At 70.8% G+C, this 15,002-nt stretch carries 13 protein-coding genes; 4 read left to right on the forward strand and 9 right to left on the reverse strand.

Annotated elements, in window-relative coordinates; translation table 11 throughout:
* Positions 1-5 precede the first annotated feature (5 nt).
* The 4 genes from VM780_RS13860 to tesB all read right to left on the reverse strand — a co-directional run bounded on the left by VM780_RS13860 (position 6) and on the right by tesB (position 5,812).
* The gene (locus VM780_RS13860; RefSeq protein ID WP_325448290.1) at positions 6-2,600 is read right to left on the reverse strand and encodes a DNA translocase FtsK; all 2,595 of its coding nucleotides are present in this window, start codon (positions 2,598-2,600) and stop codon (positions 6-8) included.
* A 306-nt stretch (positions 2,601-2,906) separates the two neighbouring features.
* A complete protein-coding gene (locus tag VM780_RS13865; protein ID WP_325448291.1) occupies positions 2,907-4,259 on the reverse strand; it encodes an ammonium transporter in 1,353 nt (450 codons plus the stop codon).
* 52 nt (positions 4,260-4,311) lie between these two features.
* Positions 4,312-4,650 (reverse strand): P-II family nitrogen regulator, encoded by a 339-nt coding sequence (locus VM780_RS13870; RefSeq protein WP_325448292.1) that lies wholly within the window; start codon positions 4,648-4,650, stop codon positions 4,312-4,314.
* A gap of 301 nt (positions 4,651-4,951) precedes the next feature.
* On the reverse strand, positions 4,952-5,812 hold the full coding sequence (gene tesB / locus VM780_RS13875; protein WP_325448294.1) for an acyl-CoA thioesterase II: 861 nt from the start codon (positions 5,810-5,812) through the stop codon (positions 4,952-4,954).
* Positions 5,813-5,979: 167 nt separating this feature from the next.
* Between tesB and VM780_RS13880 the strand changes: the two genes are divergently transcribed.
* Both VM780_RS13880 and VM780_RS13885 read left to right on the forward strand, forming a co-directional pair.
* Complete coding sequence (locus tag VM780_RS13880; protein WP_325448296.1) at positions 5,980-6,162, forward strand: hypothetical protein; 183 nt, start codon at positions 5,980-5,982, stop codon at positions 6,160-6,162.
* 37 nt (positions 6,163-6,199) lie between these two features.
* Positions 6,200-7,378 carry an FAD-dependent monooxygenase gene (locus VM780_RS13885; protein WP_325448298.1) on the forward strand — a complete coding sequence of 393 codons (1,179 nt, stop codon included), beginning with the start codon at positions 6,200-6,202 and terminating at the stop codon, positions 7,376-7,378.
* Between the two features lie 4 nt (positions 7,379-7,382).
* Here the strand turns inward: VM780_RS13885 and VM780_RS13890 are convergent, their stop codons facing one another.
* The 3 genes from VM780_RS13890 to trxA are packed head-to-tail and all read right to left on the reverse strand — an operon-like array spanning position 7,383 to position 9,175.
* Positions 7,383-7,589 (reverse strand): Trm112 family protein, encoded by a 207-nt coding sequence (locus VM780_RS13890; RefSeq protein ID WP_325448300.1) that lies wholly within the window; start codon positions 7,587-7,589, stop codon positions 7,383-7,385.
* Positions 7,586-8,257 (reverse strand): LON peptidase substrate-binding domain-containing protein, encoded by a 672-nt coding sequence (locus tag VM780_RS13895; protein WP_325448302.1) that lies wholly within the window; start codon positions 8,255-8,257, stop codon positions 7,586-7,588. Before VM780_RS13895 ends, VM780_RS13890 begins: the two co-directional genes overlap by 4 nt.
* 12 nt (positions 8,258-8,269) lie before the next feature.
* The gene (trxA, locus tag VM780_RS13900; protein WP_325448304.1) at positions 8,270-9,175 is read right to left on the reverse strand and encodes a thioredoxin; all 906 of its coding nucleotides are present in this window, start codon (positions 9,173-9,175) and stop codon (positions 8,270-8,272) included.
* Between the two features lie 272 nt (positions 9,176-9,447).
* Between trxA and VM780_RS13905 the strand changes: the two genes are divergently transcribed.
* Positions 9,448-10,716, forward strand: a complete 1,269-nt coding sequence (locus VM780_RS13905; RefSeq protein WP_325448306.1) for an NAD(P)/FAD-dependent oxidoreductase — start codon at positions 9,448-9,450, stop codon at positions 10,714-10,716.
* A gap of 256 nt (positions 10,717-10,972) precedes the next feature.
* Here VM780_RS13905 and VM780_RS13910 read toward each other — a convergent pair whose 3' ends face one another.
* Both VM780_RS13910 and VM780_RS13915 read right to left on the reverse strand, forming a co-directional pair.
* Complete coding sequence (locus tag VM780_RS13910) at positions 10,973-13,576, reverse strand: ABC transporter permease (protein ID WP_325448307.1); 2,604 nt, start codon at positions 13,574-13,576, stop codon at positions 10,973-10,975.
* Between the two features lie 14 nt (positions 13,577-13,590).
* Entirely contained in the window at positions 13,591-14,271 is a 681-nt protein-coding gene (locus VM780_RS13915; RefSeq protein ID WP_325448309.1) for an ABC transporter ATP-binding protein, read from the reverse strand.
* Between VM780_RS13915 and VM780_RS13920 the strand changes: the two genes are divergently transcribed.
* The gene (locus VM780_RS13920; protein ID WP_414652826.1) at positions 14,270-14,998 is read left to right on the forward strand and encodes an arylesterase; all 729 of its coding nucleotides are present in this window, start codon (positions 14,270-14,272) and stop codon (positions 14,996-14,998) included. The two genes, VM780_RS13915 and VM780_RS13920, sit on opposite strands and share 2 nt — an antisense overlap.
* The last annotated feature ends 4 nt before the right edge of the window (positions 14,999-15,002 follow it).

Raw genomic sequence — 15,002 nt, forward strand, 5'->3', positions numbered from 1 at the left:
GAGGCTCACGCCGCGTCGTCGTCGGCCTCTTGGGTCGCGAGCAGGATCTCGCGCTTGCCGGCGTGGTTGGCGGGACCCACCACGCCTTCCTTCTCCATGCGCTCGACCAGCGAGGCGGCGCGGTTGTAGCCGATCTGCAGCCGGCGCTGGATGTAGGAGGTCGAGCACTTCTTGTCTCGCAGCACGATCGCGACCGCCTGGTCGTAGACGTCGGCGCTTTCGTCGCCGAACGAGCCCTTGTCGAACACCGCGCCGTCGTCCCCAGCGCCGGCGTCGTCCTCTTCGGCCAGCACGGAATCGAGATAGGCCGGACGGCCCTGCCGCTTGAGGTGCTGCACGATCGCCTCGACCTCGGCGTCGGAGCAGAACGGGCCGTGCACGCGGCTGATCCGGCCGCCGCCCTGCATGTGCAGCATGTCGCCCTGGCCCAAGAGCTGCTCGGCGCCCATCTCGCCCAGGATCGTGCGGCTGTCGATTTTTGACGTGACCTGGAAGGAGATGCGGGTCGGGAAGTTCGCCTTGATGGTGCCGGTGATGACGTCGACCGAGGGCCGCTGGGTGGCCATGATCAGGTGAATGCCGGCCGCGCGCGCCATCTGGGCGAGCCGCTGGATCGCGCCCTCGATCTCCTTGCCCGCGACCATCATCAGGTCGGCCATCTCGTCGACGATGATGACGATGTACGGGAGCTTCCCGATCTCCATCACCTCCTGCTCGTAGATCGCCTCGCCGGTCTCGCGGTCGAAGCCGGTCTGCACCGTGCGGGTGATGGCCTCGCCCTTGGCGAGCGCCTGCTCGGCGCGGGCGTTGAAGCCGTCGATGTTGCGCACGCCGAGCTTCGACATCTTCTTGTAGCGGTCCTCCATCTCGCGGACCGCCCATTTGAGCGCGACCACCGCCTTCTTCGGGTCGGTCACGACGGGCGTCAGCAGATGGGGGATCTCGTCATAGACCGAGAGCTCCAGCATCTTGGGGTCGATCATGATCAGCCGGCACTCTTCGGGCTTCAGCCGGTAGAGCAGCGACAGGATCATGGTGTTGATGGCGACCGACTTGCCCGAGCCGGTGGTGCCGGCGATCAGCAGATGCGGCATGCGGGCGAGCTCGGCGATCACCGGCTCGCCGCCGATCGTCTTTCCGAGGCAGAGCGGCAGCCGCATCTTGGCCTTCTCGAAGTCGGCCGAGGCCAGCAACTCGCGCAGATAGACCGTCTCGCGCCGGGCGTTCGGCAGCTCGATGCCGATCGCGTTGCGGCCGGGGATGACGGCGACGCGCGCCGCGACCGCGCTCATCGAGCGGGCGATGTCGTCGGCGAGCCCGATGACGCGCGACGACTTGATGCCAGGCGCGGGCTCGAGCTCGTAGAGGGTGACGACCGGACCGGGCCGCACATTGCCGATCTTCCCGCGGACGCCGTAATCCTCGAGCACGCCTTCTAGCAGCCGCGCGTTCTGCTCGAGCGCGTCCTGGCTGATCGTGGGCGCGGCGCCCTTGCGGGGCTCGGCCAGCAAGGCGAGCGGCGGCAGCTCGTAATCGTCGCGGTCGAGCAGCGAGGGCTGCTGCTCGCGGACCGCCCGGCGGCCCGGCCGCACCGGACCTGCCGGCGGCGCGATGCGCGCAGGCCCTTCGGGCTGGACGGCCGCCAGCTCGTCTTCGACCACCGCGCGGCGGTTCGCCCGGACGGGCGCGCCGTCGAGGCCGACGTCGCCAGCGCCGAACGCCGGCTCGCGCCGGGGCGGGCTGAAATCCTCCGGGTCGCGGCTGGCGCGGGCGAGAATGCGCGACAGGGCGCGCTCGTCATCGTCCCGGCGGGCTCCGCCGCGCGAAAGCGCGCGGCCGACCGCGGCGCGCGCCGACAGCGCCCAGTGCGCGACGAGGCCGAGCGACACGAGCCGCTGGTCGTCCTCGTCCTCCTCGTCAAAATTCTCGGCCTCCGGCTCCGGCCGACGGTCGCGGGCGACCGAAGGCTCTCGCCGCGGCGCGGTCTCGTCCCCGCCCGAAGCGAAGGCGCGCGAGCTCGGGGCGATCGCCCCCATGGCGAGCGCCAGCGCCGCCGCCCCGGAGATCGCGAGCGCGGCGCCGGCGGCCAGTCGGCCGACGCCGGAGCCGAGGCCCGTCGCGTCGCTCGCGACGGCGAACAGGTCGCCCAGGCAGCCGCCGAGCCCGGTCGGCAGCGGCCAGGAAGCCGGCGCCGGAACAAGGCCGGCGAGACCCGCCAGCAGCACCGAGGCGATCGCCCAGGAGATCAGCTTGAGCTTTTCGCCCTCGACCGAGCGGCGGGTCAGCAGGGCCCAGCCCCACACCCCGATCGGCAGCACGAAGGCTGCGGCCGCAAGCCCGAACAGCTGGGTCAGCAGGTCGGCGACGATCGCGCCCGCGCCCCCGAGAAGGTTGTGGATCGGTCCGTCGGTGGCGTGGCTCAGGCTCGGGTCCTGCACAGACCAGGTCGCGAGCGCGACGCCGCAAAGCGCCGCGACCGCGACCAGCGACAGCCCGCCGAGCTCCGTCGCCCGCCTGAGCAGCATGGCGCGCACGCCGTCGGGCAGCATCGCCACCGGCTGGAAGCCGCGCGGGCGCGTTCTGATCGCGCGCAGGCTCATCGGATGCTCCCGCCCGGGCCGTGACAGACCCGAGGCGCCGCGCCGGCCGCCGCCGCGCGTGCTGCTCCGCCCGATGCCTGCATCTGCGACGCCGATCCCTTGTGAACGCTTGATCGATTTTCTCCGATCTCCGGGAGGACGGTAGCCGAAGAGGGTTAAGAGCCGCTTACCCGGCATCCCGCTGGCGGCTTTGCCGACTGTGGGCCGCCGCGGGAAAAATATTGAAGCGCCAATGAAAAAAGGCCCCGGCGATGCCGGGGCCCTGGGAGGTTGGGCGGCCCTGGGGCCGCCCCCGGGAGCGCTGCGTCAGACGTGGTAGGCCCGCTCGCCATGGGAGACGAGGTCGAGGCCTTCCTGCTCGGCGTCCGGGCTGACGCGGAGGCCGACCAGAACGTCGACGATCTTGAACAGGATGAAGCTGCCCACGCCCGTCCAGACCACGGTGACGAGCACCGCCTTGATCTGCGTGAGGACCTGGCCGGCCATGGTGTAGTCGGCGACGCCGACGCCGCCGAGCGCCGGCGCGACCACGATGCCGGTGCCGATCGCGCCCACGATGCCGCCGACGCCGTGGATGCCGAAGACGTCCAGGCTGTCGTCATAGCCGAGCGCGTTCTTCAGGCCGGTGCAGGCGATGTAGCAGACCACGGCCGCGACCGCGCCGAGCACCAGCGCGCCCATCGGACCCGCGAGGCCCGCCGCCGGCGTGACGGCGACGAGGCCGGCCACGATGCCCGACGCGAGGCCGAGCATGCTGGGCTTACCCTTGGTCATCCACTCCGCGAACATCCAGGCGAGGCCGGCGGCCGCGGTGGCGACGAAGGTGTTGATCAGCGCGAGCGTGGTGACGCCGTTCGCTTCGAGGTTGGAGCCGGCGTTGAAGCCGAACCAGCCGACCCACAGCAGGCCGGCGCCGATCAGGGTCATCGGCAGCGAGTGCGGCGCGATGATTTCCTTGCCGTAGCCGAGGCGCTTTCCGAGCAGCAGGGCGCCGACCAGCGCGGCGACGCCGGAGTTGATGTGCACCACGGTGCCGCCGGCGAAGTCGAGGCCGCCCCAGCCGAAGACCAGGCCGTTCGAAGCCCACACCATGTGGGCGACCGGGAAGTACACGAAGGTGCCCCACAGCACCGCGAACAGAATCGCGGCCGAGAATTTGATGCGCTCGGCGAAGCCGCCGATGATCAGGCCGGGGGTGATGGCGGCGAACGTCATCTGGAAGCAGATGAAGACGTATTCCGGAATGGCGACGCCCTTGGTGAAGGTCGCCGAAGTCGATTCCGTGGTCACGCCGGAGAGGAACACCTTGGAGAAGTCGCCGATGAAGGCGCCGCCTTCGCCGAAGGCGAGGCTGTAGCCGTAGATCACCCACACGACCATCATCAGGCAGCAGATCGTCGAGACCTGCATCAGCACCGACAGCATGTTCTTCTGGCGGACGAGGCCGCCGTAGAACAGCGCGAGGCCCGGCACGGTCATCAGCAGAACCAGCACGCTGGAGATCATCATCCAGGTGGTGTCGCCCTTGTCGACGGTGGGCGCCGGATCAGGCGCGGCGGCGGCGGCCACGCCGGGCTCTTGCGCATAAGCGGCGGCCGCGACCAGAAGGCCGGCGGCCAGAGCCGGCGCTCCCCAGCGGAGTACGGAACCCAGTTTCATCGAGTGAACTCCCGAGACGTCTTGAGAAGGGGAAGGGGGCGTCGGACGCGGCTCAAAGCGCGTCGACATCCGTCTCGCCGGTGCGGATGCGCAGGGCCTGATCGATCGCGTAGACGAAAATCTTGCCGTCGCCGATCTGGCCCGTCTTCGCCGCCGCCGCGATGGCCTCGACCACCTTGTCGACGGAGGCGGACGCAACGGCGACCTCGATCTTCAGCTTCGGCAGGAAGCTCACCGCGTACTCGGCGCCGCGGTAGATTTCGGTGTGCCCTTTCTGGCGCCCGTACCCTTTCACTTCGGTGACGGTCAGGCCGTGGACCCCGATGCCGGTCAGGGCGTCGCGCACCTCGTCCAGCTTGAACGGCTTGATGATGGCCATCACGAGTTTCATGCGTCTCGTTCCCCGTTGGCCCACCGTCCGCGCAAGCGCGCCCGAACGGTCGACAGTTGATGATCACACGGCGCAGCCCTCTGGCGGCCGCGCCTTGCCGCCTCTGCAATCAAGGCGCGTGCCAACTCCAAATCGGCGGCGCCGATCCGGAATTTTGAGGCCGTGGGGAGGCATGAGGCCGGCTAAGGAAGCCCGGAAGGCGGCTTTTCGCCCACTTAGGCGTCAACCTGCATAGAATCTATGCAGGTTTGCCCGGCTGTTCCGGCTCCGGCTGAGCACTGGCGATTAAAGCGGCAGCCAGTCAGGATTTTGCGCGACGGCGGATCAGGCCTTCCTGGGCGACCGACGCCACGAGCTCGCCGGCCTCGGTGTAGATGCGGCCACGGGTAAGGCCGCGACCGCCGCCGGCGAACGGCGTGTCCTGGGTGTAAAGCAGCCACTGGTCGGCCCGGAACGGCTTGTGGAACCACAAGGCGTGATCGAGGCTGGCGGCCTGTATTTCACCGGAGAACACCGACGCGCCGTGCGGCGCCAGCGCGGAGTCGAGCAGCGTCATGTCGGAGGCGTAGGCGAGCACACATTGATGCGCCGCCGGCTCGTCCGGCAGCGGCCCGGTGGTGCGGATCCAGACATTCTGGCCGAGCCCTCGCGGCTTGCCGTCGACATAGCGCATCGGATCGGCGTGCCGCAGTTCGATCGGCCGCTCCCGCTCGAAATAGTTGCGGATCGCCTCCGGCATGTCGGGCAGCAGGCGCTCTTTCAGCATCTGCTCGTCAGGCAGTTCGTGCGGCCGCGGCACGTCAGGCATGTCCATCTGGTGCTCGAAGCCCTCTTCCTCGCGGTGGAACGAGGCGGACATCGAGAAGATCGCCTGGCCGTGCTGGATCGCCACGACCCGGCGCGTGACGAAGCTGCGCCCGTCGCGGATGCGGTCGACCTCGTAGATGATCGGCACCGCGGGGTCGCCCGGCAGCATGAAGTAGCCGTGCAGCGAGTGCGGCCAACGTCCGTCGACCGTCCGGGTCGCCGCCACCAGCGCCTGGCCGATCACCTGGCCGCCGAACACGCGCTGCCACCCGGTCTGCGGGCTCCGGCCGCGAAACAGGTTTCGCTCCAGAGGCTCGAGGTCGAGGATGTCGAGCAGTTGCGAGATGGCGGACACGAAGCGATTCCCCTGCGGGCGACAGTCCAGAGGAGGAGCCGGGACGCCGCCGCCGTCAACCTCTGAGGCACAGCCGGGCGATGATCGGCGGGCGGGCCCGGAACGTAGAACGGAAAGGGGATCGCGCGAGTTGATGCCGAAATGCGCTCGCGGTGGAGACAAGAGCCATGCTGTTCGCCGTCCTGATGCATGTCTGTCTCCAGGGCGAGGCCGACAAATGCCGCGAGGAGCGGATCGAGTTCTCAGGCCCGGTCATGGCCTGTCTGGTCCAGGCCCAGACGGTGATCGTCGAGTGGGGCGAGGATCATCCCGGCTGGCTCGTCAAATCGTGGAAATGCCGCCCCGCATGACGGCCGGCGCGCCGGCTTTCATGCTATGCCTCGCGCCATGATCCGAGGACCCTCCCAGACGCTGGACGTTGCGATCGCAGGCGCAGGGCCGACCGGGCTCACGCTCGCGCTGGCGCTGAAGGCCGAGCTCGGGCCGTCCTTGCGGGTCGCGGTGTTCGATCCGGCGCTCGGCCGCGCGCTGCCGCGCGACGCCCGCGCCTCGATGATCGCCGCAGACGGGCGGCTGCTGCTGGAGCGCATCGGCGTCTGGCCGGATGACGCCGCGCCGGTCGCCGGGCTGCGCATCACCGACAGCCGCCTGGAGGCTGCGGTCCGTCCCACCTTCCTGGAGCTCGGCGAGGCCCGCGCGGATGGCGCGCCGTTCGCCCACATGGTGTTCGACGCTGCGCTTCGGACGCGGCTGCTCGAGCGTGCGCGGGCCGCGGAGGTCGACCTGGTGGCGCAGCCGATTGAAAGCCACTCTGAGGAGCGCGGCCACGTTCGGCTCGGGCTGCCGAACGGCGGGGAGGCCGCCGCGCGCCTGCTCGCTGCGGCCGACGGCGCCGGGTCGCCGATCCGCGCCCGCGAACGGGTTCCGACCTACGCCTTCGCCTATGACCAGACGGCCTTGGTCGCGACGCTCGCCCATGAGGCGCCGCATCGTGGGGTCGCGGTCCAGCATTTCCTCCCCGGCGGTCCCTTCGCGATGCTGCCGCTCGGCGGGCACGTCTCCTCGCTGGTGTGGAGCGAGCGCCGGCCGGAGGCCGAGCGCATCGCGCAGTCGGATGACGCGACCTTTCTGCGCGAGGCCGAGCGGCGCGCGGGCCCGGACTATGGCCGCCTGAGCCTCGCAGGCCCGCGCGGCGCGTTTCCGCTGCGCTTCGTGCTGGCGCGAAGCTTCGTGGGAAGGCGGCTCGCGCTGGTGGGTGACGCCGGCCATGTGGTCCACCCGCTCGCCGGGCAGGGCTTCAATCTCGCGCTCCGAGACGTCGCGGCGCTGTCCCGGATCGTCGCCGCCGCCGCCCGCGCGGGCGAAGACATCGGCTCGGACGCTGTGCTGGACGGCTATGAAAGCGCGCGGCGCTTCGAGGTCGCGAGCGTCGCGACCGCGACGGACGCGCTCTACCGGCTGTTCGCCGCGCCCGGAACGCGCGGGCTGCGGGACGTCGGCATGGGGCTCGTGGACCGCGCGCCGGCGCTCAAGCGCCGGATCGTGGCGGCCGCGTCGGGCCTTTAGACGCTCAATCGTCGAGCGGGCGGGCCTCGTCCGGCAGCATGATCGGTATGCCGTCCCGGATCGGATAGGCGAGCTTCGCCGGCCGCGAGATCAGCTCCTGGCGCTCCGCGTCATAGATCAGCGTCGCCTTGGTGAGCGGGCACACCAGGATTTCCAGGAGTTTCGGGTCAACGCCGGCGGAACGGCGTGCGTCTTCGGGGGCGTCGGTCATTGCAGCGACGAACTCGCGTCTCCTCTGGCGCGCGCAAGCTCCATCTCGGTCACGGCGACCAGGATCTCCGCACGCGTTTTCAGGTCGGCGGCCTCGAGCAGGGCCTGCTTCTCGCGCGGGCCGAACGGGCTCATCATGGCGAGCGCGTTGACCAGCGCCTCGTTCGGAGCGCGGCGGATGCCGTCCCAGTCCGCCTCGAGATTGTTGGCCTCAAGATAGTCCTTGAGCGTCTTCAGGAGCGCCTCGCGGTCGACGCTTTCCTGGCCCTCGCCGGGCGCGAGATCGGCCACGAAGTCCTCGAACGACACGCGGGCGCGGCGATAGGGCGCGTCGCCCGGCAGCTCGTCGATCACGCGGAAGCGGGAGATCCCCGTGAGGGTCACCAGATAGCGGCCGTCGCCGGTCTCGCCGAAAGCCGTCAGCCGCCCCGCGCAGCCGACCCGCACGAGGGCGGGCCGCTCTTCGTCATCGGAGGAGTCCGGGTCCGGCTGGATCAAGCCGATGATGCGCTCGCCCCGGATCGCGTCGTCGACCATCGCAAGATAGCGCGGCTCGAAGATGTTGAGCGGCATCTCGCCGCGCGGCAGCAGCAGCGCCGCTCGCAGCGGAAACACCGGGATGACCTCCGGCAGCTCCTCGATCTTGTGGTAGGTGACGTTCGAGGCCATGCGCGTGTTAGATCACGCGAACAGCAGCGAGGACAGCCGCTTTCTGCCCGCGATGGTGTGTTCGTCCTTCGGGCCCCACGCCTCGAACAGCTTGACGAGCTCCTTGCGGGCGCCGTCGTCGTTCCAGGCGCGGTCGCGCCGCACGATCTCCAGCAGGTGGTCGAGCGCCTCCTTGCGCAGGCCGGCCGCCGCCAGCCCAAGGGCGAGGTCGAAGCGGGACTGATGGTCCGCAGGATCGGTCGCGACCCGCGCCTCGAGCGGCGCGAGATCGCCGATCGCGGCGGCCCGCTCGGCGAGCTCGATCTGCGCCGCGACGGCGGCGATCGCCGGATCTTTGGCTTTTTCGGCCGGCGCGGACGCGAGCGTCGCCTTCGCCTGTTCGAGATCGCCGGCCGCGATGTGGACGCGGGCGAGCCCGGCGATCGCGGGCGCCGAGTCGGGCTCCTCGGCGAGCAGCTCGGAATAGATCGCGGCCGCGCCGGCGACGTCGCCGGCCTCCAGCGCCGCGTCCGCCTCCGCCAGCAGGTCGCCCGCCTCGTCCGGCAGGGGGCCGCCCACGATGCGCTCCACGAACGCCTGGATCTGACTCTCGGGAAGCGCGCCCATGAAGCCGTCGACCGGCTGGCCGCGCGTGAAGGCGATCACCGCCGGGATCGACTGGATGCCCAGCTGGCCCGCGATCTGGGGGTGATCGTCGATGTTCATCTTGGCGAGCTTGACCTTGCCGCCAGCCGCCCGGACGACCTTTTCGAGCACCGGCGTCAGCTGCCGGCACGGCCCGCACCACGGGGCCCAGAAATCGACCAGCACAGGCGTCCTGGTGGAGGCCTGCACCACATCCGTCATGAAGGTCTGGGTCGTGGTCTCGACGATCAGATCGTCGGGCGCGGAGGCCAGAACGTCATCTCCGGCGGCCATACGGACTCTCCTTTCGCGCCGCCCGCAGCGGCGCCTGCGCGATCGGCTCACAAATGGGGGAACCCGCCCTTGAATGCAATTGCGCGCCGGTCATCGACAAAAGGTCACAAGGCCGCGGCGCTCCGCTGGCGCTCGCCTTCAGCGGCTCTTAATGAAGACCCTGCAGTTTCGCAGTCCCGCCTGCCGCCGCCGAGGGGCGTCGCTCTCGTGCGGGCGACCTATATACAACCGCCGTCGCGCGGCGGCGGCTTTCCCTCAGAGGAGCAGACAGGATGGACGTCGCAGAGCTCAGGCGGCCGAGGGTGGTGATCGTTGGAGCCGGCTTCGGCGGGCTCACCGTCGCGACGAAGCTCGCCAAGGCAGACGTCGACGTCACGGTGCTGGATCGCCACAACTACCATTGCTTCCAGCCGCTGCTCTACCAGGTCGCGACCGCCGAACTGTCGCCCGCCGACATCGCCTGGCCGATCCGCCACGTGCTGCGGCGGCAGAAGAACGCGCGCGTGCTGCTCGGCGCGGTTCACCGGATCGACCTCGAGAACCGGCAGGTGATCGCGGACACGACCACCGTGCCTTACGACGAGCTGGTGCTCGCAACCGGCGTGACGCACTCCTATTTCGGCCATGACGAGTGGGAGAAGTCGGCGCCGGGCCTCAAGCGCGTCGAGGACGCCACCATCATCCGGCGCCGGATGCTGATCGCGTTCGAGCGCGCCGAACTCGCCGAGGATCCGGCCGAGCGCGAGCGGCTGCTGACCTTCGCGATCGTGGGCGCGGGACCGACCGGCGTCGAGCTCGCCGGCGCCATCATCGAGGTCGCGCGGCACGTGATGCCGAACGAGTTCCGCCACATCGACCCGCGCACCTCGCGCGTGATCCTGATCGAGGCCGGCCCGCGCGTGCTGCCGGCTTTCCCGGAGAATCTCTCCCAGTACACCCGCGAGTCGCTGGAGCGCATGGGCGTCGAGGTGATGACCAACACCCGCGTCACCAATTGCGACGACACCGGCGTCGATCTCGAGGGCGGCCGGCTCGAGGCCGCCACGGTGATCTGGGCCGCAGGCGTCGTCGCCTCGGAGGCCGGCCGGTGGATCGGCGCCAAGTGCGACGGCGCGGGGCGGGTGATCGTCAACAAGGACCTGAGCGTGCCGGGACACCCGGAGGTTTTCGTCATCGGCGACACCGCCTCGGTGCAGCGCGACGACGGCAGCCCGGTGCCGGGCGTGGCGCCTGCGGCGAAGCAGATGGGCGCGTATGTGGCCGACGTGATCGCCTCGCGCGCCAGGGGCGCGGTGCCGCCGCGGGCGTTCCGGTACCGCCACCAGGGGGACATCGCGACCATCGGGCGGCGCTCGGCCGTGCTCAAGCTCGGCTTCATGAACCTGACCGGCCTGATCGCCTGGCTGTTCTGGTGCGTGGCCCACATCTACTTCCTGATCGGGGCGCGCAACCGGATCGCGGTGGCGTTCAAATGGGTGTGGGACTTCGCGACCTTCCAGCGCGGGGCTCGGCTGATCACCGACCAGCGCGACCAGATCTGAGCTGCTTTCGCCGCCGCTCACGGGCGCGGGACGCTGTCGGGAACGTTGTCCTAGGCCGCGCGTTCAGTGACACGGAACAGGGAGGCGAGTGATGTTCAAGGGTGGACTTCTTTGGCTGATCGGCATTCCGCTGCCGATCATCATCGTGCTCTGGCTGCTCGGCTTCCTGCACTGAGCTGAGCCCCGGGCCAGAACAAAGGGCGCCAGCGGCCAAGGCCGCGGCGCCCTTTTCTTTTGGCCGCGACGCCGGATCGGCTCACATGTCGCGCAGGTGGCGCGCCGGCTTCTCGCCGAGTATCCGCCAGGTCCCGGCGAGCCCGAGCACGACGGTGAGCGCCAGCGCGCCGACAGCCGCAAGGCCCGCGCCCAGGGGGTCGAACGCGAAGTCGATGCCCATCACGCCTTCGGTCACGCCCCAGCCCGCGAGCGACCCCACGCCCAGGCCGAACGCGGCTGTGATCAGCCCGAGCAGCGCGTATTCGGCAGCGAAGGCCGTGAGCAGCCGTCGCCGCGTGGCGCCGAGCGTCTTCAGGATCACCGCCTCGTAGACGCGCCGGCGATGGCCGGCCGCGAGCGCTCCGGCGAGCACCAGCACGCTCGCGGCGAGTGTCACGCCGCTTGCTACGCGGATCGCCAGCGCGAGGTTGCCGATGACCTCCGACAGCGAGCTCAGCGCGTCCTTGACCCGGATCGCCGTGATCGAGGGAAAGGCGCGGGTCGCCTCGCGCATCAGCGCGAATTCCTGCTGATCGGTTCCGCCGCCGGGGAAGGAGACCGTGGCGAGGTTCATGTAAGGCGCGCCCGCGAAAGCGTTCGGCGAGAACACCATGAAGAAATTGATGCCGAGCGTCTCCCAGGCGATCTTGCGGAAGTTCGCGACCCTGGCGGCGATCGGGCGGCCGAGCACGTTCACGGTGATCTCGTCGCCGATGCTGAGGCCGAGCGCCTCGCCGAGCTTCTGGTCGAACGACAGCAGCGGCTCGCCCGCGTAGTCGGCTGGCCACCACTCGCCTTGGACCACGCTCGAGCCCTTCGGCACGTCGGTCGCGAAGGTCACGCCACGGTCGCCGCGCAGCGCCCAACGATATTCCGGGTCGATCTTGACCTCCTCCGCCGGCACGCCCTTGATCGTCGCGAACGAGCCGCGGAGCATCGGCACGCTGTCCAACGTCGCGGCCGGCGCGTCCTTGCGGATCAGCTCCGTAAAGCGCTCGCGCTCGCCTGACGGGATGTCGAGGAAGAAGAAGGACGGCGCCCGCGCCGGCAGTTCATTTGCGATCTGCCGGCGGATCGAGGCGTCGATCAACGTCAGCGTGACGAGCAGCACGAGGCCGAGGCCGAGCGACAGCACCACGGAGGGCGTCAGGGCGCCCGGGCGGTGGACGTTTGCGAGCGCGAGCTTGAGCTCGACCCGCCGCGGCCGCGGCAGACGGGCGGCGCCCCACATGATGCCCCACGCCACCAGCCGCAGCGCCACGAAGGCCGCGATCGCGGCGGCGACGAAGATCAGGGCGATGCGCCGGTCATAGGCGGCGAACACCGCGAGCGCCGCGAGCCCGGCCGCGAACAGCGCGGTGGCCGCCATATAGGCCGGGCGCGGGAGACGCCGTTCGGGCGCGACATGTTCGCGGAACAGCGCCGCCACCGGCACGTCATGGGCGCGGCCGAGCGGCCAGACCGCGAAGGCGAGCGTCGTCAGCGCCCCATAGGCGAAGGCCAGCGCCAGCTCGCGCGGATAGACCGACGGCGCGAGCGGAAGCGGGACCAGGCCCTTGAGCGCGGCGATCGCCCCGAAGGGCAGGGCGGCGCCGACCGCAACCCCGAGCGCGGTTCCGAGCGCCCCCAGCGCCGCCACCTCGGCGAGGTGGATCAGGAACACCGTCCGACCCGACGCGCCGACGCTCTTCAGGATGGCGATCGTGGCGCGCTTGCGCTCCACGAAGCTCGACACCGCATTGGCGACGCCGACGCCTCCGACGACCAGCGCCGCGAGCCCTACGATGGTCAGGAACTCGGTGAAGCGTCCGACATTGCGCTCGAGCTGCGGGGCGGCGTTCAGCCGCGAGCGCGCCTCGAAGCCGGCCTCCGGCGCTTCGCGCTCGACCGCGCTCACCAGGTCCCGGACGGCCTGGTCGCCGCGCGCCGCGTCCGGCAGCGCGACCCGGTAGGTCCAGCGCACGAGGCTGCCCGGCTGGATCAGCCCGGAAGCGCGCAGCGCGTCCTCGCCGATGATCACGCGCGGGCCGAAGCCGACGCCGCCCGAGAGCCGGTCCGGCTCGCTCGTCAGCCGCGTCCGCACCTCGAAGGTCGCCGACCCGATGGCGAAGCGATCGCCGGGCTTCAGCTCGAGCCGGGCGAGCAGCGCGGGATCGACCGCCGCGCCCCAGGCGCCGTCGCGTTCCGCCAGCGCGCCGCCAAGCGGCACGGCCGGATCGAGCCCGGCGGCGCCGACCATCGGCCAGGCGCGGTCGACCGCCTTGAGCTCGATCAGAGCAGCGTCGCCGGAGGGCGCCCGCGCCATCGCGCGCAGCGTCGCGATCGCGGAGACGCGGCCCTTCGACTCCAGCAGCCCGCGCTCGGCGGGAGACGCTTCGCGGGGGACGAGAGAGAACGCCGCGTCACCGCCCAGAATGGCGCGCCCTTCGCGCGAAAGCCCTTCGGTCAGGCTGCGCGCCAGCGACCCGACGCTTGCGATGGCGGCGACGCCAAGCGCGAGACAGAGCAGGAACACCGCAAAGCCCCGGACGCCGCCGCGCAGCTCGCGGGCGGCGAGGCGCAGGATGACGCCGAAGGCCAGACGATGCGGCGCGGGCCGGGGGGCCGACGCGCCCTCGGCGTCAGAGGCGTGCGTGGAAGCCAAGACCGGGACGCTCCTCAGGCCGCCTGCGCTTCGGGCTCGATCCGGCCCGAGCGGAGCCGGACCGTCCGCGCGCAGCGGCTGGCGAGGTTCGCGTCATGGGTGACGACCACCAGGGTCGCGCCGCGCTCCGCGGTCTTGGCGAACAGCAGCTCGGCCACCTGGCGGCCGGTCGCGTCGTCGAGATTCCCGGTAGGCTCGTCGGCGACCACGATGGCGGGCCGCGGCGCGAGCGCGCGGGCGAGCGCGACGCGCTGCTGCTCGCCGCCGGAAAGCTCGGCCGGGCGATGCTGCAGGCGCTCCGCCAGCCCGACCGAGGCGAGCTCGGCGCGCGCCCGCTCGAAGGCGTCCTCCGCGCCTGCGAGCTCCAGCGGCGTCGCCACGTTCTCGAGCGCCGTCATCGTCGGGATGAGGTGGAAGGACTGGAACACCACGCCTATGTTCCGGCCTCGGAATTGCGCCAACCCGTCCTCGTCGAGCCGCGACAGATCCTGGTCCAGAACCCGCACCGTCCCGGAGTCCGGCCGCTCGAGCCCCGCAAGGGTCATCAGCAGCGTCGACTTGCCGGAGCCCGAGGGGCCGACCAGCCCCACGGTCTCGCCTGCCGCGACCTTCAGGCTTACGTCCTTCAGGATATGCACGCGCGCAGCGCCGTGGCCGAGCGCCAGATTGACGCCTAGGAGATCGATCGCCGCCATGAAGCTCTTCGTCTCTGAGGGGAGCGGGCCGGAAGCTCGGCCGGACCCCGCATATATTGATCGGGAGGCCACGCGCCACCCGTCCCGCCGCGTCGTGATCGCCGGAGCCGCGGCCTCTCTCGCAACCGTGATGCTGCCGCGCGGCGCCGGGGCGGCGGCCCCTCTCAGGCTCGTCGCCCTCGGCGACAGTCTTACGGCGGGCTTCGGCCTGCCGCCGGAGGACGGATTCGTGCCCCGGCTGCAGGCGGCGCTCCGGTCGGCCGGCCGGTCGGTCACGATCGCGAACGCGGGCGTGTCGGGCGACACCGCGACCGGCGGGGCCGAGCGGGTCGACTGGTCCGTGCCGGACGGCACCGACGGGGTCATCGTCGAGCTCGGCGCGAACGACATGCTGCGGGGCGTCGATCCGAAGGTCACGCGCGCGGCGCTGACCCGGATCCTCGACCGGCTCCAACAGCGTCGCATCGCCGCGATGCTGACCGGGATGCGCGCGCTGCCGAACCTGGGAGAGGACTACGCCAGGCGGTTCGAGCAGATCTATGTCGATCTCGCCCGCGAGCGCGGGCTGATCTTCTACCCGTTCTTCCTCGCAGGCGTAGCCGGCGACCGCAGCCTCAACCAGGGCGACGGCGTCCATCCCAACGCGCAGGGGGTCGCCGCGATCGTCCGCGACATCGTCCCGACGGTCGAGCGCTTCCTCGACCAGATCTCCACCAACCGCGCCTGAGGAT

The sequence above is a fragment of the Hansschlegelia sp. genome (assembly GCF_035538955.1).
GTDB lineage: Bacteria > Pseudomonadota > Alphaproteobacteria > Rhizobiales > Methylopilaceae > Methylopila.